We start from the raw sequence: 17,778 nt of genomic DNA on the forward strand, positions 1-17,778 counted from the left end.
TCGCCCCATCCCTCTCCCCGCCTGCGGGGAGAGGGGGAGAAGCTCAGGTCATCAGGGGCCCCATCGCCTCCACGCCACGGCCCTGGTAGTAACGGATGCCCATCGCGCTGAAGCGCTGCGCATCGCCCTTGCGATCCACGTTCTTGGCGCCGATGGCCGCGCCCAGCGTCTTGGCCGAAGTCAGCAATGCCTGCAGCTCCGCGTCCGCCAGCGGGTCCAGCTGCGCCGCGGTCAGCAGTTCCGGCGACAGCTTCACCATGTAGGGCCGCAGCTGCCGTGCCATGCGCAGCAGGCGCGTATCGGTGCAGCTGTCGATCACCAGCTTCACGCCCAGCGACCCCAGCGCCTCCAGGCCAGGAATCGCCTGCGACAGCCTCTGCGGATCCTCGGTGGAACTGATCTCCACTGCCAGGCGGCTCGCCTCCACGCCGTACTCCGCCAGCAGGGACGAAAAACTGCGCAGGTAGCGGTCGCTGGCCAGGCTGATGGCACTGACGTTGACACTGATGCCGGCGTAGCGGCTCCAGAGCTCCGGATGCTCCCGGTAGCCGCGCAGGATGCGGCGCAGCACCTCGGTATCGAGCCGGTCGATTTCGCCGGCGCGCTCCACCGCCTTGAGGAAATGCTGCGGCTCGATCCAGTGACCGTCGCTGTCCTCGATGCGGACGAAGGCTTCCAGCCAGGGCTGCAGGCCGGAGGCCGGATCGGTGGGCAGCACCGACTGCGAGATCAGGCGCAGGCGCTCGGAGCCGAGCTGTTCCGACACCCACTGCGCACGCTGCGCCTCGTCGTCACCCTTGCCTTCGCCGGCAAAACCGTCGCCGACGATCATCGCCTGCGTGCTCAGCTTGGCGGTGGCGGCATTGACCACGGAATCCAGGCTCGGCGCCTCGCCGTCCACCTCCACCGCGGCGTAGCGCACCACCGCGCGGCCGGCGTCGCTGGTGACGCGTGCCACCTCCAGCTGCGACAGCGCCCGGGCGGTTTCCATCGCCGCCTCCAGCTCCTTGATGCCGGCCCGCGCCGACAGCATGGCGAAGCTGGCGGAGCCGATGCGGTAGACGTCGCCGACACCCTCCAGGCTGCGGCGCAAGGTCCGCCCCACGGCCGAAGCGATGTTGTTGCGCACGTACTCGGAAGGATCGTCCTCGTCGCGGATGCCGGTGATGACGATCAGCGCGCAGTAGTGGCGCAACTCGAACTGCTGCGCCGACCGGATCAGTTCCAGCAGGCGCTGGCGGAAGGCCTGGGTGTTCGGCAGTCCCGAGGAGAGGTCCAGCAACGCGGAGACCGGCGCGGCGGCGCCCGCCAGCTGCTGGGTGTCCAGCCGCACGATGCTGCTGAGGGTGCCGTCGGCATGGCTGCGCGGCAGCACCGTGATCGAAACCTCGCTGCGTGCCTGGTTGCGCGCCACCAGCACGGCCTGTTCGATGCGGGGCAGGCCGGAATCGGAGCGCAGGGCATTGAGCAGCCCCGGCATCGGCGAGCGCTCCTCGCCCCCTTCCTTGTCGCCGCGCTCCTGCAGTTGCATCGCGCTTTCGAAGGGCTGGCCCACCAGGTCCGCCCGAGGAACCGCGAGCAGGTCCGCCACGGCGGGAGTGGCGGCGATGATGATGCCCTGGCCGTCCACCTCGAGGATCCGCTCCGAGGATGCGTCCCACAGCGCCTGAGCCTTGTTGGACTGCAGCCGCAGGGACTGCGCCAGTTCCTCGCCCTGGTCCTGCTGCGCCTGCAGGCGCTCGCGCGCCTCGGCCAGCTGGTCCTGGTAGTTGCGCGCCATCATCACCAGCAGGTCGATCTCCTCGCGGGAGTACTCCTGCTGCGCCTCGCCCTGGAGAGGCGTTTGCGGCGAACGCGCCTGCTTGAGACGAAGTTGCATCACGTCCGCCGGCACGATCAGGATGCGCACCAGGTGCAGGTAGATCAGCGCGATCGTCACGAGCAGCGCGCCGCTGAGCGGCAGCAGGATGTAGTGCTGCAGCTGCGCCCCGCTCAGCAGCAGGTTGCCGGCCTGGAAGCGCGCTTCCTGCGGGATCGTGAGACGCACGGTGAGTTGCAGTGCGGCCTCCAGCAGCAGGCCGAAGGTGAAGAGGCCGACGTAGACGTTGTAGCGGGCTCCGCCCCAGCGCCGGCGGCGGCCATCCAGCCAGCGGCGCAGGCCGGCGCCCAGCCCGAAAGGCTTCAAGGATACGGTCATGTGCGTTCGACGCTCGGCGCGCCTTCCTCCCCCTAGAGATTTTATCTACACCTGCAGGAGCGGCCCTGTACGTCTAGAATGTCCTACATGATGTAAGCCTAACAGACGGGGCAAGGCTGCATGGGATTTTCACACCGACTTGCTGCACTGCTGCTGGTGACGGGCCTCGGCATGTCCACCGGCGCACAGGCCGTGTCCCTCTCCGATGCACAACTGCGCTCCCGTCTCGGCCAGCGCTTGGACCTGCGCATGGAACTGCAGCATGCCAAGGGCGAGGCTCCCAGCATCAGCATGGCCCCGGCGGCCGAATACGCACGGCTGGGCATCGACCCTCCTTCGCGGCAGATGGGCGAGCTGACCGTGGAGCGGGAAGTGATCGAGGAAGGACGCGAGCAGATTCGCGTGCGTTCCTCCAGCCGCGTCTCAGAACCGATCCTCACCTTGCTGTTGGAAGTGCGCGAGGGCAACACGCGCCTGATCCGGGAGTTCACGACCTTCGTGGACCCTCCGGCCGCCACGATGCCGGATGCCGAGCCACTGCCCGCGGCCCCGCCGGTCTCGCCCTTGCTGAGCAGCCTGACGCTGGAGCCCGCATTGCCGGCCGCGGCTCCCGTGCGGGCGGCGCCTGCGGCTCGCCGCACGCCATCTCCCTCTGCCGCCCCTGTCGACGCGCCCGCCGCTTCGGCGGCAGGCAAGACTCCGCTTCCGCGCTTCCGGCTGGATGAACGCTATGCCGGCTCGGTGGGCGGTGCGCAGGTGGTGATCGCCGCGGCGACGACCGCATGGCTGCGCCGTGAGTTCGGCGGTGGAGCGGAAACGGCCGCGACCGAGGCGCCGGAGGTACGGTCGGAGCCAGAATCGGAGTCGGAATCCATTCCGGCACTGCCGCCGCCGGAGCCGTCCCGCGCCGCCGCGCCGGTTGCAAGCGGCGAGCCGTCCAAGGCCCACGCCCCGCCGCCGCCTTGGCGCAGCTTCCTGACCCTGCTGGCCGTGACGGTCGGCATTTTCGCTTATGCCCGCCGCCTGCGGCAGCGTCTGATGCGCGAAGCGGCCGCCGAGATCAGCCTGGAAAAAGCCGTCGCTTGATCGGCAGCGCCCGGGCCAAGGCCCGGATGTGAGGCAGCGCACATCCGGAGCCACGGCCAGGGCTTTGCCGGCAGATCAGCGCCCTATACTCCGCGCGCCCCTTCTGCAAAAGGATCTTGCCGATGAAACTGCGCACCGCCGCCCTGCCCTGCCTGCTGCTGGGCCTCGCCACCGTCGCCGCCTGCGGCAAGAAGCAGGAGGCCGGCACCAGTGCCGCGGCACCTGCCGCCGAGGCTCCGGCGGCCGCCGCTCCCGCCGCGTCCGATCCCGCACAGGAAGAGGCGGCGCGCCAGGCCGCCGACAAGAAGGCCGCCATCGAACGCGCCCTCCAGGAACAGTCGATCGTCGAGGATGCCAAGGGCCAGTGGGCGGTGAGCGCCACCGCCAGCTCCACCTATTCCTACGAGAAGGCCCCGGACGCCACCCTCGAGTACACGGCGATGAAGGCCACCGGCAAGCCCGACGTGGAATCCTACGGCGACTCCGGCAGCGCCTGGACCAGCGAAAAGGCCGACGCCGGCATCGAATGGCTGGAGTTGGGTTTTGCCACGCCAGTGAACGCCACGGGGCTGCGCATCCGTCAGAGCTACTACCCCGGCGCCATCATCAAGATCGAGCTGATCGACGAAGCCGGATCGAAGCACGCGGTCTGGGAAGGATCCGACGATACGGCGTACCCGCCGAGCACCACCAGCTGGTTCGTCCGCAGCTTCGAGAAGACCGACTACAAAGCCAAGGGCGCGCGCATCACGCTGGCCACCAACGCTGTCCCCGGCTGGAACGAGATCGACGCGGTGCAGCTGGTCGGCGAGTGAAGCCTACGGCGGCGCGAGGCGCTCATCGAGCGCCTCGCGCTCGTCGAACACGAAGCAGCGGCCGCGGTAGTGACGACCGCCGACCTCCTCGAAATACTTGAGGATGCCGCCGTCGAGCTGGTAGACCTGCTCCAGGCCCTGCTCTCGCATCAGCAGCGCCGCCTTCTCGCAGCGGATGCCGCCGGTGCAATAGCTCACCACCGTGTGCCCCTCGAGCTCGGCACGATGCTCGCGCAGGCGCTGCGGGAACTCGGTGAACTTCGTGAGCCGCCAGTCCACCGCGTTCTCGAAGGCTCCATGGTCCACCTCGAAGCCGTTGCGGGTGTCGAGCAGCACCAGCGGGCGCCCCTCGTCGTCATGCCCCTGGTCCAGCCAGCGCGCCAGCGTCGCCGCGTCCACCGCCGGCGCGCGGCCGTCCTCGGGGCGGATCATCGGGTGATCCATGCGGATGATCTCGGCCTTGAGCTTGACCAGCATGCGGCCGAAGGGCTGCGCCGCTGACCAGCTTTCCTTGGCCTCCAGATCGGCGAAGCGCGGGTCGGCGCGCAGTAGCGTCAGGAATGCCCGCACCGCCTCCGCCGCCCCCGCCAGGAACAGGTTGATCCCCTCTGGCGCCAGCAGGATCGTGCCCCTCAGCCCACCTTCACCGGCCCTGGCCAGCAGCGTCTCGCGCAGGGCCTCGCGGTCGTCGAGGCTGACGAACTTGTAGGCGGCGATGTTGAGGATACTGTCCATGAGGGCGCGGATTCTAACTAAGATGGAACGCCATCCCCCGCCCCGGCGTCAAAAAAGGCCAGCCATGAACGAAAACGACTTCCGCCCCGGCGTCTACCGCCACTACAAGGGCAACTACTACCTGGCCCTGGGCCTGGCGCGCGAGGACGAAACCAACGAGACCGTGGTGGTCTACACCCGCCTCTACCCGCGCGAAGGCCTGCCGATGAGCACGCGCAAGCTGCGCGTCTGGAATGAAGAACTGGTGGTGAATCCCGGCGAGGCGCCGCAGCCGCGCTTCGCCTTCGTCGGCCATCACCAGCCATGAGCCGCGAGGTCGATCTCTTCGTCATCGGCGCCGGCTCCGGCGGCGTGCGAGCGGCGCGCTTTGCCGCCGGCTTCGGCGCCCGGGTGGCGATCGCCGAATCGCGCTATCTCGGCGGCACCTGCGTCAATGTCGGCTGCGTGCCCAAGAAACTGCTGTCCTACGGCGCGCATTTCCACGAGGACTTCGCGCTGGCCGCGGACTACGGCTGGGACCCCGGCAAGCCCGGATTCGATTGGCCGACACTGATCGCCAACAAGAACCGCGAGATCGCGCGCCTCAACGGCATCTACCGCTCGCTGCTGCTGGGCAGCGGCGTGACGCTGCTTGAAAGCCACGCCCGCCTCCTCGGTCCGCATACCGTGGAAGCCGGCGGCGAACTCTGGCAGGCGAAACACATCCTGGTCGCCACCGGGGGCTGGCCCCAGAAGCCGGATATCCCCGGTGCGGAACTGGGCATCACCTCCAACGAGGCCTTCTTCCTGCCGCAGCTGCCGCGCCGCGTGCTGGTCGTGGGCGGCGGCTACATCGCGGTGGAGTTCGCCTCCATCTTCAATGGCCTGGGCGCCGAAACCACGCTGGCCTACCGCGGCGGACTGTTCCTGCGCGGCTTCGACCAGGGCGTGCGCGAACATCTGCGCGGCGAGTTGCTCTCCAAGGGCCTGAAGCTGGAGTTCAACGCCGAGCCGGCGAGGATCATGAGGCGCGGCGACGGCAGCCTGGCCACGAGCTTTAAGGACGGCCGTGAGATCGCATCCGATTGCGTGTTCTTCGCCACCGGCCGCCGCGCGATGACCGAGGGCCTGGGCCTGGAGAACTGCGCGGCGAAGCTGGACGACAAGGGATACATCCAGGTGGACGAGCACTTCGCCACCGCCGAGCCCTCGGTGCTGGCCATCGGCGATGTCATCGGCCGCGTGCAGCTGACGCCGGTGGCCCTGGCCGAGGGCATGGCGGTGGCGCGGCGGCTGTTCCGTCCGCAGGAGTATCGTCCGGTCGACTACCGGTTGATTCCCACCGCCGTGTTCAGCCTGCCGAACATCGGCACCGTGGGACTCAGCGAGGAGGGCGCGCGCGAGGCCGGGCATGAGGTGAAGGTGTTCGAGAGCCGCTTCCGCCCGTTGCGCCTGTCGCTGGGCGAACAGGGCGAGAAGACGCTGATGAAGCTGGTGGTGGATGCCAGTGACGACCGCGTGCTGGGCTGTCACATGGTGGGGCCCGACGCCGGCGAGATCATCCAGGGCCTGGCGGTGGCGCTGCGCGCTGGCGCGACCAAGCAGGTGTTCGACGAGACGCTGGGCATCCACCCGACCGCGGCGGAGGAGTTCGTGACGATGCGGACGCCGCGAGCGGATTGAAGACTGTAGGCGGGCAAGCCGCGTTTCTCGGCCATTGCCTGTTCATCGTCCTACCGGCGAAAGCCGGTATCCAGTCGCGCCCCTGCTCACTCCTGTCCAAGACTGGATGCCGGCTTTCGCCGGCATGACGGCGGAGGTCTAATCCGGCATCGCCGGCCAGTCCGTCACGCCCTGATCGATCCCGCCGCCGGGACTACTTCTCAATCTTCTTCTTGGTCATTCGATTCTCGTGATGGGCCCACCAGATCAAGGAGATGGCTCCCACCCCTATGGAAACGAATATCCATCCAAGACGAACCGACGACGTCTCCGGTCGAGCACGCTCAAAGTATGGATCGCCAATCAGCAAGTGAATCCCATTCCCGACAAAGAGAATGAGAAACGCAGACAGCAAAAGCCACTCCTGGCGCACTACACGACCTGTGGTGATGATTATTTCCCTTAAGCTCCACATTGTTAGACCTTAAGCATCGTCCGGCATCGCCGGCAGGTCGGTCACGCCCGGATCGATGCCGAACTGCATCAGCAGGGTCGTCGCCTGGCCGCGGTGATGGGTCTGGTGGTTGAAGAAGTGCGTCACGAACTGCCAGCTCGGGCTGCTGAAGGTCTTGCCGCTCATCTGGCTGGTGAAGCTGAAGGTGGTGGCCAGCCAGGTCTGGTCCAGCGTCTCCGCCCAGGCCAGGATCTCCTCGTCGAGCCGCTCGCGCTCGGCGCGCAGCGAGGCGAAATCCGGCCGCTGCGGCTGGCGCGGATCCAGCCCGGAGAGGTCGCGTCCACCGAAGCGGCGCAACCATGCGGTGTCGGCGTAGACCAGGTGATCCAGCGTGCCCTGCAGCGACTTGAAGAACGCGCCACGGTCTTCCAGCCGCTGTTCGTCGCTGAGCTGGGCGGCGCAGGCGTAGAGCTTCCGGTTCATCCACCGGTTGTACTGCGCCATGCGGCGGCACCAGTCGCGGCTGATCATCGCTAGCCCGAGAGGTAGGTGTAGCCGGTCAGGCCGGCCTCCAGCTCCGCCAGCAGCGCATCCCGCTGCGCCGCCGGGATGTCGCTGGCGGCGACCTTCTTTCGGTAGGCGCGCGCCAGGTCTTCCGGCGCGTAGTGCACGTAGCGCAGCAGCTCGTCGGTGCGGTCGCCCTGCTCGGCGTCCTGCAGCTTCCAGCCGCCGTTCTCCACCACCACGTTGACGGCGTTGGTGTCGCCGAACAGGTTGTGCATGTCGCCCAGGATCTCCTGGTAGGCGCCGACCATGAAGAAGGCGATCAGGTAGTCCTCGCCCTCGCGCAGCGAATGCAGCGGCAGCGTCGGCTCCAGGCCGCCGCGATCGACGTAGGCGTCGATGCGGCCGTCGGAGTCGCAGGTCAGGTCGCAGAGGCCGGCGCGCACGTCCGGGCGCTCGTCGAGGCGGTGGATCGGCAGGATCGGGAAGACCTGCTCGATGGCCCAGGCGTCGGGCACGGACTGGAACACCGAGAAGTTGCAGAAGTACTTCTCCACCAGCTTCTCGCGCAGTTCGTCCAGCGCCTCGCGGTGCACGCGGATGCTCGGATCCAGGCGCGGCACCACGGCGCGGCAGACCGCGAAGTAGGTGCGCTCGGCGTAGGCGCGCTGCGTCAGCGTGAGCGTGCCGTGGGTGTACTGCGCCTGCGCCTCGCCCAGGAAGGCGATGGCGTCGTGCAGGCATTCCAGGGGACCGCGCGTGGCGATCTCGGCGATCAGGTCGTGCAGTTCGTGCAGGATGGCCGGATCGTCCGGGGCCGGGGCGCCCGGCGTACCGGTGGGAGCCAGTTCCTTGTCGATCACCGAGGTGATCAGCACGGCATGGTGCGCCGTCAGCGCGCGGCCGGACTCGGAGATGATGTCGGGCTCGGGCTCGCCGGCCTCGCCGCAGACGTCCTGCAGGGTGCGCACGATGTTGCGGGCGTACTCGCGCTGCGAGTAGTTCATGGAGCAGTAGCTGCGCGAGCGCGTGCCCTCGTAGTCCACGCCCAGGCCGCCGCCCACGTCGACCACCGAGATCGGCGCGCCGAGCTTGCGCAGCTCCACGTAGAAGCGCGCGGCCTCGCGCATGCCGCGCTGGATGTCCTGCACGTTGGCCACCTGCGAGCCGAGGTGGAAGTGGACCATCTGNTTTTTTAATGATACGGCGACCACCGAGATCGGCGCGCCGAGCTTGCGCAGCTCCACGTAGAAGCGCGCGGCCTCGCGCATGCCGCGCTGGATGTCCTGCACGTTGGCCACCTGCGAGCCGAGGTGGAAGTGGACCATCTGCACGGAGTCCACGAAGCCGGCCGCACGCACCTGCTCCAGCGCCTCCAGCACCTGGCTGGTGGACAGGCCGAACTTGGACTTCTCGCCGCCGGTGTTCTGCCACTTGCCGGCCGAGATCGAGGCCAGGCGCACGCGCAGGCCGATCAGCGGCTTCACGTCGAGCCGGCGCGATTCCTCGATCACCAGCGGCAGTTCGGAAGGCTTCTCGACGACGATGTAGACCTGGTGGCCCAGCTTCTGGCCGATCAGGGCCCGGCGGACGTAGCCGCGGTCCTTGTAGCCGTTGCAGACGATCACGCTGCCCGGGCGGGCCACGCCCAGCACCGCCGCCAGCTCCGGCTTGGAGCCGGCCTCCAGGCCCACGCGCTCGCCGCCGTGGCGGACGATCTCCTCGACCACCTCGCGCTGCTGGTTGACCTTGATCGGGTAGACCGCGGTGTAGCGACCGCCGTAGCCCAGGTCGCCGATGACCCCGGCGAAGGCCCCGGTCAGGGCGTCCACCCGGTCGTGCAGGATGTTGGCGAAGCGCACCAGGACCGGCAGCTGCAGGCCCTCGGCCGGCAGCTTGCGGGCTAGCTCGTAGAGGTCGATCTCGACCGGGGAAGCCTCCCGCTGGGGGCGGACGGTCAGGTGGCCGGCGGCATTGACGTCGAAATACCCCTCGCCCCACCAGGGCATGTTGTAGAGGTCGCGGGCCTGGGCAGGGGTCCAGGGGGCGGTCATGTCATTCATTGGCAAGGCTCGGGCCGATATACTCGCGGCCGCGAATTCTACCCCCTTCAGGAAGCGATCCCCATGACACTTGATTCCAGCTGGTTCACCGAGCCCATGGAGGCCACCGGCACGGCCTTCTCCCTGAAGGGCAAGAAGCTCCACGAGGAGCAGACCCCCTACCAGAAGATCGAGATCTGGCAGACCGAGACCTTCGGCTACCTGATGACCATCGACGGCTGCACCATGGTCTCCACCCGCGACAATTTCCTCTACCACGAGATGATGTCGCACCCGGCCCTGAACTCCCACCCGAACCCCCAGAACGTGGTGATCGTGGGCGGCGGCGACTGCGGCACCCTGCGCGAGGTGCTCAAGCACCCCGGGGTGAAGTCCGCCACCCAGGTGGAGATCGACGAGCGCGTCACCCGCCTGTCCGAGAAGTACTTCCCGGAGCTCTGCGACCGGAACAATGACCCCCGCGCCACCCTGTTCTTCGGCGACGGCATCCAGTGGATGAAGGACGCCGCCCCGGGCTCCATCGACCTGATCATCATCGATTCCACCGACCCGGTCGGCCCGGCCGAGGGCCTGTTCGGCAAGCGCTTCTACCTCGACTGCATCAAGGCCCTGAAGCCGGACGGCATGCTGGTGCAGCAGTCCGAGTCGCCCCTGCTGCACCTGGAACTGATCAAGGAGATGCACCAGGCCATGCGGGAGGCCGGCTTCGCCCAGACCACGCTGCTGCACTTCCCGCAGGTGATCTACCCCTCCGGGTGGTGGTCGGGCTCCATCGCCTGCAAGCAGGCCGGGCCCCTGGCCCAGCGCCTGGACGAGAAAGCCATCGCCGCCCTGGACACGCAGTTCTACAACGCCGATACCCACCGCGCGGCCTTTGCGCTGCCGACCTATGTGAAGAAGGCCCTGGCTGGCCTCTGAAACGTCCGGGTGAAAAGAAACGGGCCGCAATGCGGCCCGTTTTTATTTGTAAACCAACTTTATTTAATTCAATAGATATTCACTGCGGTGCCGCCGCGGCGGGAGGCACCGTGCGCCCGGAACAGGTGTCGTCGGCCTGCTTGCGGGCCAGCTCGATCAGCTTCTGGCGATCCTCGGGGCTGTATTCCTTTTCCCGGCCCAGGGCATCGCGCTCGATCACGCGCGCCGCCTTCTGGTAGGACTCCAGCTCCTGCTTCTTCTTCTCGCAGGCCGCCTTGTCGACCTCGCCATAGGTCGCCGCGGCCGGCGCCGGTGTGCCGGGCGAGGAGGCCGGCGGCGCGTTGACCCCCACCCGCTTCCAGCCGGGCTGGGGCTGGTCGCCGTAGTGCACGCGGCCACTGGGGTCCACCCACTTGTAGACTTCCGCCGCCATCGCCGGCACCGTCGCCAGCGCCAGTCCCAGCACCACCACCCTCGCCATCCGCATGCTTCGCTCCAGTACGCCCCTTGAAGCCAGTGTATTACGCTGCCCGCCGGCCTGTCAGCGAACCCCGGATGCAGCCTGAAATCCCCATGAGAGCGGCCTGTCCGCTCGACCTCGAACCCGGCGACTACCTTTGGTGCGCCTGCGGCCGCTCGCGCCGCCAGCCGTTCTGCGACGGCTCGCACGAGGGCAGCGGCTTTTCTCCCCTGCCCTTCACGATCAAGCCCGGACGCGTGCGCACGCACTGGCTCTGCGGCTGCAAGCACACCCGGCATCCGCCCTTCTGCGACGCCAGCCACAACCGGCTGCCGCGGAGCTGAACGGGAAAGGGCGGCCCGAGGGCCGCCCTTTCCCGTTGCCGCCCGTCCGGATCAGAGCGACTGCAGGTCGTAGCCACGCTCGTTGTGCTGCGTGGTATCGAGGCCCAGCGTCTCCTCTTCGTCGTTCACGCGCAGGCCGGCGACGGCAGCCACCAGCTTCAGCAGCACCCAGGTCAGCAGCGCCGTATAGGCAATGGTGGCGCCGATGCCCAGCAGCTGTACGCCGACCTGGGAGCCCATGTCCATGCCTTCGGCATAGCCCTGGCCGCTGAACACCCCCAGCGCCGAGGACGCGAAGATGCCGGCGGCGAAGGTGCCGAGCATGCCGCCGACCCCGTGGACCGGGAACACGTCGAGCGAGTCGTCGATCCTCAGCACGCGCTTCAGTCCGTGGGTGGCGAAGAAGCAGACGAAGCCGGCCACCAGGCCGATCACCAGCGCGCCGCCGGGGCCGACGTAGCCCGAGGCCGGCGTGATCGTGCCCAGGCCCGCCACCATGCCGGTGACGATGCCCAGTGCCGAGGGCTTGCCGTACTTGACCCATTCGATGGCGCTCCACATCAGCGCACCGGCGGCGGCCGAGGTGTGGGTGACCAGGATCGCCATGCCGGCATTGCCGCCGGCCGACAGGGCCGAGCCGCCGTTGAAGCCGAACCAGCCCACCCAGAGCATGCCGGCACCGGTCACGGTCATGGTCATGTTGTGCGGCATCATCGGCGTCTGCATGAAGCCACGGCGCGAGCCCAGCACGATGGCGGCCACCAGCGCGGCCACGCCGGCGGTGATATGGACCACGGTGCCGCCGGCGAAGTCCAGCAGGCCGCGCTTGAACAGCCAGCCGTCGGCCGCCCAGACCCAGTGGCAGACCGGCAGGTAGACCGCCAGCAGCCAGAGCACCGAGAACAGCAGCATCGCCGAGAACTTCATGCGTTCGGCGAAGCCGCCCACCACCAGCGCCGGGGTGATCGCGGCAAAGGTCAGCTGGTACATCACGAACACGGTCTCGGGAATGGTCCCGTTCACCGAGTTCTCGCCCACGCCGTAGAGGAAGGCCTTGGACAGGCCGCCGATGAAGCCGTTGCCAGGGGCGAAGGCCAGGCTGTAGCCGCAGACCAGCCAGATCACCGACACCACGCAGACGATGGCGAAGCACTGCACCAGCACCGACAGCACGTTCTTGGCCCGCACCAGGCCGCCGTAGAACAGGGCCAGGCCCGGCAGGCTCATGAACAGCACCAGGGCCGTCGATGTCATCATCCAGGCGGTGTCGCCGGAATTGATGCCTTCCTGCGCCGACGCCGCCACGGGCATCAGCGCGATCAGCGCGCAGATCAGTTTCCTCATTTGCTCCCCCTTGAGCATAAAAAAACCCCCGTCGCCGTTGACGGGGGTATGTTGTTCTACAGGACTCAGACCGCTTCGACCCCGGACTCGCCGGTGCGGATGCGGACGGTCTGGTCGAGGTCGTAGACGAAGATCTTGCCGTCTCCGATCTGGCCGGTCTTGGCGGCCTTCTGGATGGCTTCCACGGCCTTGTCGATCATGTCGGGGCCCAGGGCCACTTCCAGCTTGATCTTGGGCAGCAGGTCCACCGTGTACTCGGCGCCGCGGTACAGCTCGGTGTGGCCCTTCTGGCGGCCGAAACCGCGCACCTCGGTCACCGTCATGCCCTGGACCCCGATGTCGGCCAGCGCCTCGCGCACGGCGTCGAGCTTGAAGGGCTTGATGATGGCGATGAGCATTTTCATGGCTGGCTCCGCGGGTCCGTCGGGAATTTTTGGAGCGGCAAGTCTACCACCGCCCCCCGCCGAAAAAGAAAAGGGCGGGTGCCTTGGCACCCGCCCCTGGAAGCCCGCCGGTGGAGGCCGGCGGGGGTCGTTCTGCTTAGTTGTAGGCCTTCTCGCCGTGCTCGGCGACGTCCAGGCCCTCGGATTCCTGCTCTTCGGTGACGCGCAGGCCGACGGTGAACTTCAGGGCCAGCAGGGTCACCGCGGAAACCACGGCGCTCCAGACGATGGCGATCAGGACGGCCTTCACCTGGATCATGATCTGCGCCGAGGAGTAGCCGGCGGTCAGTTCGACCCAGTTGTTGTACACGCCCACGCCGCCCTTGGCCGGATCGACGAACACGCCGGTCAGGATGGCGCCGATGATGCCGCCCACCGCGTGGACACCGAAGGCGTCGAGGGCGTCGTCATAGCCCAGGACCTTCTTCAGGTAGGCCACCGAGAAGAAGCAGACCACGCCGCAGACCAGGCCGATGACCAGGGCGCCGTTGATGCCGACGAAACCGCAAGCCGGGGTGATGCCCACCAGGCCCGCGATGGCGCCCGAGATGATGCCCAGCAGCGAGGGCTTGCCCTTCAGGATCCACTCGGCGAAGAACCAGGCGATACCGGCGGCAGCGGTGGCGAAGGCGGTGTTGGCGAACGCCAGGACCGCGTAGCCGTTGGCCTCGAGGTTGGAGCCGGCGTTGAAGCCGAACCAGCCGAACCACAGCAGCGAGGCGCCGATCATCGACATGGTCAGGCTGTGCGGAGCCATCGAGGTCTTGCCGTAGCCCGAGCGCTTGCCGACGATGATGGCGGCCACCAGGCCCGCGACACCGGCGTTGATGTGCACCACGGTGCCGCCGGCGAAGTCCAGCGCGCCCAGCTGCCAGAGGTAGCCCGCGGTGGCGTTGAGGCTGTCGACCTGGTCCAGGCTGGTGTAGGCATCCGGACCCGCCCACCACCAGACCATGTGCGCCATCGGCAGGTAGGACAGGGTGAACCAGACCACCGAGAAGATCAGCACGGCCTTGAACTTCATGCGCTCGGCGTAGGCGCCGGCGATCAGGGCCACGGTGATGCAGGCGAAGGTCATCTGGAACACGGCGAACAGCAGCTCCGGAATCACCACGCCCTTGCTGAAGGTGGCGGTCGCGGTGAAGAAGCCGTTGGCGTCATAGACCACGCCCTTCAGGAACATCTTGTCGAGCGTGCCGAAGAACGGACCGGTGCCGCTGAAGGCGACCGAGTAGCCGTAGACACACCACAACACGCCGATCAGGCAGAAGATGGCGAAGGTCTGGGTCAGGGTCGACAGCATGTTCTTCTGGCGGACCATGCCGCCGTAGAACAGGGCCAGACCCGGCAGGGACATCAGCAGCACGAACGCGGTGGAAACCAGCATCCACGCCACGTTGCCTTCATTGAAGACCGGCGGGGTCGGCTTGGCTTCCTCGGCGGGGGCCGCGGCGGCCTCGGCCGGAGCCGCTTCAGCGGGAGCGGCTTCGGCGGGAGCCGCAGCCTCGGCCGTCGCGGCGGCCTCGACGGCAGCCGCCGCCGGTGCTTCCTCCGCCCAGGCGGGCGCGGCGAGGCCGCACATGGCGGCCAGCATCAATGCACTTAGAGTCTTACGCATCATTGTCATGATTCCCTTAGAGAGCGTCCTTGCCAGTCTCACCCGTGCGGATACGGATGGCCTGGTCGAGGCTGAAGACGAAGATCTTGCCGTCGCCGATCTTGCCGGTATGAGCCGCCTTGCTGATGGCGTCGATCGCGCCGTCGAGCTTGTCGTCATCCACCGCCACTTCGATCTTCACCTTCGGCAGGAAATCGACGACATACTCGGCACCGCGATACAGCTCGGTGTGGCCCTTCTGGCGGCCAAATCCCTTGACCTCCGTTACCGTGATGCCGGCAACGCCCAGATCCGAGAGTGCTTCGCGCACCTCGTCCAGCTTGAACGGCTTGATGATCGCCGTGATTAGTTTCATGAAAAGACTCCTGGGTCGGAAAACTGTGTTTCCGCCGGAGCAAAACCGAGGCCCCCAGCGGTCATGCCCGAAAAAGCACGGAGCGTGCCAACCGGCGCCGGCTGCCGCTAAACTGCTGTCGCCCCCGGAGATTTGCCGATGATCGACCCCCGACAGCTCGAAGACCTCGCCAGCCGCCTCGGCGCCGTGATCCCGCCCGGATTGCGCGGCATGAAGCGCGAACTGGAGGACAACTTCCGGGCCGTGCTGCGCGCCAACCTGGAGAAATGGGACCTGGTTTCGCGCGAGCGCTTCGACATCCAGTCCGAACTGCTGGCGCGCACCCAGGCACGCCTGTCGGCCCTGGAGAAGCGCCTGATTGAACTGGAAAAAAGGAACGCGCCGGGCGCCTGAGCATGAGCCTGGCGACGATCCTGAGCCGCGCGCAGAACGGTCTGGCGGCCGACCCGGTGCGGGTCGAGGTGCATCTGGCCGCCGGCCTGCCGGGCCTGAGCATCGTCGGCCTGCCGGAAGCGGCCGTGCGGGAATCCAAGGATCGCGTCCGGGCGGCCATCGCCAACTGCGGCTACCAGTTCCCCAACCGCCGCATCACCTGCAACCTGGCCCCCGCCGACCTCCCCAAGGACGGCGGCCGCTTCGACCTGGCGATTGCCCTCGGGATCCTGGCCGCCTCCGGCCAGGTGCCGCCGCAGCGCCTGGAAAACCTTGAAATTCTTGGAGAACTGTCGCTCTCCGGCGAGATCATGCCGGTGCAGGGCGTGCTTTCCGCCGCGCTCAAGGCGGCGGCGGCGGGCAACCGCCTGCTGGTGCCGGCGGGCAACTTCGCCGAGGCCAGCTTGGCGCAGTCGGCCGAAATCCTGGTTTCGCACCATCTTGGTGCACTCTGCGGCGCCCTGCATGAGGGCAACCTCCAGGTCCAACGCACCAGCCCGGAGCGCCCCGACAGCGGGCCGCAGCCGGACGTGGCCGAGGTCCGGGGCCAAGCCCAGGCGAAGCGGGCATTGGAGATCGCGGCCGTTGGCGGACATTCACTGCTGATGATGGGGCCTCCGGGCTCCGGCAAGTCCATGCTGGCCCAGCGCCTGCCCTCCCTGCTGCCGCCGATGACCGAGGAGGAAGCCCTGGAGGCCGCCGCCATCTCTTCGATCGGTCCCGGCGGCTTCGATGCACGGAAATGGGGCATCCGCGCCTTCCGCAGCCCGCATCACACCGCCTCCGGGGTGGCCCTGGTTGGCGGCGGCAGCAGCCCGCGGCCCGGCGAGATCACCCTGGCCCACCACGGCGTGCTGTTCCTGGACGAGCTGCCCGAATTCGACCGCAAGGTGCTGGAGGTGCTGCGCGAGCCCCTGGAGAGCGGCAGCATCACCGTCTCCCGCGCCGCCCGGCAGTCCGACTTCCCGGCGCGCTTCCAGCTGGTGGCGGCCATGAACCCCTGCCCCTGCGGCTATCTGGGCGACAGCAGCGGCAAGTGCCGCTGCACGCCGGACCAGGTGCTGCGCTACCGCGGGCGCATTTCCGGCCCGCTGCTGGATCGCATCGACCTGCAGCTGTTCGTGCCGCGCGTGGAGCGCGAGACCCTGACCGCCGCCGCGGCTCCGGCCGCCGAGTCCAGCGCGCGGGTGCGCGCCCGCGTGGTGGCCGCGCGCCAGCGCCAGCTGGATCGCCAGGGCAAGCCCAACGCCGCGCTCGGCCCCAAGGAACTGGAGCAGCATTGCCGGCCGGAGCCGGCCGCCCAGGCGCTGCTGGAGACGGCGATGACGCGCCTGTCCCTGTCCGCGCGCGCCTACCACCGCGTGCTGAAGGTCGCCCGCAGCCTGGCCGACATGGATGCCGCCGCGACCATCGGCAAGGCGCATGTCGCGGAGGCCGTGCGCTACCGCGAACTGGACCGCGGCCAGGCCTGAGCGGGCCTGCCCCCCGCCAGCCGCCGGGGACAGGACCTCCGGGCAAGAAAAAAGGGCCGCTTGCGCGGCCCTTCCTGGGACTTGGGAGTCGTCCGGTACCGCTTACAGGTCGAAAGCCTTCTTCAGGCCGACGAAGAAGGCTTCCTTGCCGAGGATGTCGTCCTCGGAGTTGGCAGCCACGGCAGCGCTGAAGGTGTAGCCGCCTTCCACCGTCTTCGACAGGGTCAGGCTGTAGTCGAGGTAGGTGTCTTCGCCATCGGTGAGCGTGATGCCCGTTTCGACGCCGTCGCCGAAGCTGTAGCCGATCTGCGGCGTCAGCGACAGCGTCTCGCTCAGGGCGAAGGGATAGTTCGCCGTCACGTAGAAGGCTTCGTCTTCGGACGCGCCGAATTCGGGGCTGTAGTAGAGCTTCAGGCCCAGGCCGGCCACGGTGATGCCGCCGTAGATTTCGGAGAAGTTGGCCTTGGTGGCATCGCGATAGCCGTAGAAGATGTAGCCGACGTCATAAGCCACTTCGCCCGCCTTGCCGGCGAAACCCGCGTACAGATCGGTCTCGTAGGAGCCGAAGGACGTGTTGGAAGTCCACACGCCCGTGTAGAACCCGCTGGCATGCGAATAGTCGAGGCCGCCCTGGACAGCGGCATCGTCAGCGGTCTGCGTGATGCCGCGGAACAGGTAGTTGCTGAACGCGGCGACATTGCCCGTCGCCCCCGCGAACGCCGAACCGCTGGTCATCAAAGCAGCCGCAACGGCAATGTGCTTCAGTTTCATGCTTCGCCTCTCCTGAGGAAAATCAAAATTTAAGTTGGTTCAAGGCAACGGCGCCGCTTGGTGTCGGGCCGAACCCCCGGCATGAAAGAGCAAGCAGCATGCCAGCCGATCCGGTGCATGCCCGAG

At 67.7% G+C, this 17,778-nt stretch carries 18 protein-coding genes; 8 read left to right on the forward strand and 10 right to left on the reverse strand.

Annotated features, from left to right (window positions below; all coding sequences use genetic code 11):
• Nucleotides 1-43: 43 nt before the first annotated feature.
• Complete coding sequence (locus C3942_RS13860) at nt 44-2,197, reverse strand: EAL domain-containing protein (protein ID WP_104230948.1); 2,154 nt, start codon at nt 2,195-2,197, stop codon at nt 44-46.
• 171 nt (nt 2,198-2,368) lie between these two features.
• On the opposite strand from C3942_RS13860, the gene C3942_RS13865 reads away from it, so the two are divergent.
• Both C3942_RS13865 and C3942_RS13870 read left to right on the forward strand, forming a co-directional pair.
• Nucleotides 2,369-3,283 carry a type IV pilus assembly protein FimV gene (locus C3942_RS13865; RefSeq protein WP_133164307.1) on the forward strand — a complete coding sequence of 305 codons (915 nt, stop codon included), beginning with the start codon at nt 2,369-2,371 and terminating at the stop codon, nt 3,281-3,283.
• 122 nt (nt 3,284-3,405) lie between these two features.
• Nucleotides 3,406-4,098, forward strand: coding sequence for a hypothetical protein (locus C3942_RS13870; protein ID WP_104230950.1), 693 nt, complete (start codon nt 3,406-3,408; stop codon nt 4,096-4,098).
• Between the two features lie 3 nt (nt 4,099-4,101).
• On the opposite strand, the gene C3942_RS13875 is transcribed toward C3942_RS13870, so the two are convergent.
• Nucleotides 4,102-4,833, reverse strand: a complete 732-nt coding sequence (locus C3942_RS13875; protein WP_104230951.1) for a sulfurtransferase — start codon at nt 4,831-4,833, stop codon at nt 4,102-4,104.
• Between the two features lie 64 nt (nt 4,834-4,897).
• On the opposite strand from C3942_RS13875, the gene C3942_RS13880 reads away from it, so the two are divergent.
• Entirely contained in the window at nt 4,898-5,140 is a 243-nt protein-coding gene (locus tag C3942_RS13880; RefSeq protein WP_104230952.1) for a DUF1653 domain-containing protein, read from the forward strand.
• Nucleotides 5,137-6,495 carry a glutathione-disulfide reductase gene (gene gorA / locus C3942_RS13885; RefSeq protein ID WP_104230953.1) on the forward strand — a complete coding sequence of 453 codons (1,359 nt, stop codon included), beginning with the start codon at nt 5,137-5,139 and terminating at the stop codon, nt 6,493-6,495. Before C3942_RS13880 ends, gorA begins: the two co-directional genes overlap by 4 nt.
• A 463-nt stretch (nt 6,496-6,958) precedes the next feature.
• Here the strand turns inward: gorA and C3942_RS13895 are convergent, their stop codons facing one another.
• Both C3942_RS13895 and speA read right to left on the reverse strand, forming a co-directional pair.
• Nucleotides 6,959-7,459 (reverse strand): DinB family protein, encoded by a 501-nt coding sequence (locus C3942_RS13895; protein ID WP_104230955.1) that lies wholly within the window; start codon nt 7,457-7,459, stop codon nt 6,959-6,961.
• Between the two features lie 2 nt (nt 7,460-7,461).
• Nucleotides 7,462-9,486, reverse strand: a complete 2,025-nt coding sequence (gene speA, locus C3942_RS22670) for a biosynthetic arginine decarboxylase (protein ID WP_104230956.1) — start codon at nt 9,484-9,486, stop codon at nt 7,462-7,464.
• A gap of 72 nt (nt 9,487-9,558) precedes the next feature.
• On the opposite strand from speA, the gene speE reads away from it, so the two are divergent.
• Nucleotides 9,559-10,413: a polyamine aminopropyltransferase gene (gene speE, locus C3942_RS13905; RefSeq protein ID WP_104230957.1), complete on the forward strand. Its 855-nt coding sequence runs from the start codon at nt 9,559-9,561 to the stop codon at nt 10,411-10,413.
• Nucleotides 10,414-10,492: 79 nt separating this feature from the next.
• On the opposite strand, the gene C3942_RS13910 is transcribed toward speE, so the two are convergent.
• Nucleotides 10,493-10,900, reverse strand: a complete 408-nt coding sequence (locus tag C3942_RS13910; protein ID WP_104230958.1) for a DUF4124 domain-containing protein — start codon at nt 10,898-10,900, stop codon at nt 10,493-10,495.
• A gap of 86 nt (nt 10,901-10,986) precedes the next feature.
• Between C3942_RS13910 and C3942_RS13915 the strand changes: the two genes are divergently transcribed.
• The gene (locus tag C3942_RS13915; RefSeq protein ID WP_207766090.1) at nt 10,987-11,217 is read left to right on the forward strand and encodes a CDGSH iron-sulfur domain-containing protein; all 231 of its coding nucleotides are present in this window, start codon (nt 10,987-10,989) and stop codon (nt 11,215-11,217) included.
• Between the two features lie 51 nt (nt 11,218-11,268).
• Here C3942_RS13915 and C3942_RS13920 read toward each other — a convergent pair whose 3' ends face one another.
• The 4 genes from C3942_RS13920 to glnK form a co-directional block, all read right to left on the reverse strand.
• Nucleotides 11,269-12,561: an ammonium transporter gene (locus C3942_RS13920; protein WP_104230960.1), complete on the reverse strand. Its 1,293-nt coding sequence runs from the start codon at nt 12,559-12,561 to the stop codon at nt 11,269-11,271.
• Nucleotides 12,562-12,626: 65 nt separating this feature from the next.
• Complete coding sequence (locus tag C3942_RS13925; protein ID WP_104230961.1) at nt 12,627-12,965, reverse strand: P-II family nitrogen regulator; 339 nt, start codon at nt 12,963-12,965, stop codon at nt 12,627-12,629.
• A gap of 136 nt (nt 12,966-13,101) precedes the next feature.
• Complete coding sequence (locus C3942_RS13930) at nt 13,102-14,622, reverse strand: ammonium transporter (protein WP_104231053.1); 1,521 nt, start codon at nt 14,620-14,622, stop codon at nt 13,102-13,104.
• Nucleotides 14,623-14,638: 16 nt separating this feature from the next.
• Entirely contained in the window at nt 14,639-14,977 is a 339-nt protein-coding gene (glnK, locus tag C3942_RS13935) for a P-II family nitrogen regulator (protein ID WP_104230962.1), read from the reverse strand.
• Nucleotides 14,978-15,115: 138 nt separating this feature from the next.
• Between glnK and C3942_RS13940 the strand changes: the two genes are divergently transcribed.
• On the forward strand, nt 15,116-15,370 hold the full coding sequence (locus C3942_RS13940; RefSeq protein ID WP_104230963.1) for an accessory factor UbiK family protein: 255 nt from the start codon (nt 15,116-15,118) through the stop codon (nt 15,368-15,370).
• Nucleotides 15,371-15,372: 2 nt separating this feature from the next.
• Entirely contained in the window at nt 15,373-16,881 is a 1,509-nt protein-coding gene (locus C3942_RS13945; protein WP_104230964.1) for a YifB family Mg chelatase-like AAA ATPase, read from the forward strand.
• A gap of 102 nt (nt 16,882-16,983) precedes the next feature.
• On the opposite strand, the gene C3942_RS13950 is transcribed toward C3942_RS13945, so the two are convergent.
• Nucleotides 16,984-17,652 carry a TorF family putative porin gene (locus tag C3942_RS13950; protein ID WP_104230965.1) on the reverse strand — a complete coding sequence of 223 codons (669 nt, stop codon included), beginning with the start codon at nt 17,650-17,652 and terminating at the stop codon, nt 16,984-16,986.
• Nucleotides 17,653-17,778: the final 126 nt, after the last annotated feature.

The sequence above is a fragment of the Solimonas fluminis genome, from assembly GCF_002930645.1.
GTDB classification, from domain to species: domain Bacteria; phylum Pseudomonadota; class Gammaproteobacteria; order Nevskiales; family Nevskiaceae; genus Solimonas_A; species Solimonas_A fluminis.

Bases quoted from the DNA above. Each gene is read 5' to 3' on its own strand.
- gorA (WP_104230953.1), top strand. From the start codon at position 5,137: ATGAGCCGCGAGGTCGATCTCTTCGTCATCGGCGCCGGCTCCGGCGGC.
- C3942_RS13870 (WP_104230950.1), top strand. From the start codon at position 3,406: ATGAAACTGCGCACCGCCGCCCTGCCCTGCCTGCTGCTGGGCCTCGCC.
- C3942_RS13860 (WP_104230948.1), bottom strand. From the start codon at position 2,197: ATGACCGTATCCTTGAAGCCTTTCGGGCTGGGCGCCGGCCTGCGCCGC.
- C3942_RS13895 (WP_104230955.1), bottom strand. From the start codon at position 7,459: ATGATCAGCCGCGACTGGTGCCGCCGCATGGCGCAGTACAACCGGTGG.
- C3942_RS13940 (WP_104230963.1), top strand. From the start codon at position 15,116: ATGATCGACCCCCGACAGCTCGAAGACCTCGCCAGCCGCCTCGGCGCC.
- C3942_RS13865 (WP_133164307.1), top strand. From the start codon at position 2,369: ATGTCCACCGGCGCACAGGCCGTGTCCCTCTCCGATGCACAACTGCGC.
- C3942_RS13925 (WP_104230961.1), bottom strand. From the start codon at position 12,965: ATGAAAATGCTCATCGCCATCATCAAGCCCTTCAAGCTCGACGCCGTG.
- C3942_RS13915 (WP_207766090.1), top strand. From the start codon at position 10,987: ATGAGAGCGGCCTGTCCGCTCGACCTCGAACCCGGCGACTACCTTTGG.
- glnK (WP_104230962.1), bottom strand. From the start codon at position 14,977: ATGAAACTAATCACGGCGATCATCAAGCCGTTCAAGCTGGACGAGGTG.
- C3942_RS13945 (WP_104230964.1), top strand. From the start codon at position 15,373: ATGAGCCTGGCGACGATCCTGAGCCGCGCGCAGAACGGTCTGGCGGCC.
- C3942_RS13910 (WP_104230958.1), bottom strand. From the start codon at position 10,900: ATGCGGATGGCGAGGGTGGTGGTGCTGGGACTGGCGCTGGCGACGGTG.
- C3942_RS13950 (WP_104230965.1), bottom strand. From the start codon at position 17,652: ATGAAACTGAAGCACATTGCCGTTGCGGCTGCTTTGATGACCAGCGGT.
- C3942_RS13930 (WP_104231053.1), bottom strand. From the start codon at position 14,622: ATGCGTAAGACTCTAAGTGCATTGATGCTGGCCGCCATGTGCGGCCTC.
- speE (WP_104230957.1), top strand. From the start codon at position 9,559: ATGACACTTGATTCCAGCTGGTTCACCGAGCCCATGGAGGCCACCGGC.
- C3942_RS13875 (WP_104230951.1), bottom strand. From the start codon at position 4,833: ATGGACAGTATCCTCAACATCGCCGCCTACAAGTTCGTCAGCCTCGAC.
- C3942_RS13920 (WP_104230960.1), bottom strand. From the start codon at position 12,561: ATGAGGAAACTGATCTGCGCGCTGATCGCGCTGATGCCCGTGGCGGCG.
- C3942_RS13880 (WP_104230952.1), top strand. From the start codon at position 4,898: ATGAACGAAAACGACTTCCGCCCCGGCGTCTACCGCCACTACAAGGGC.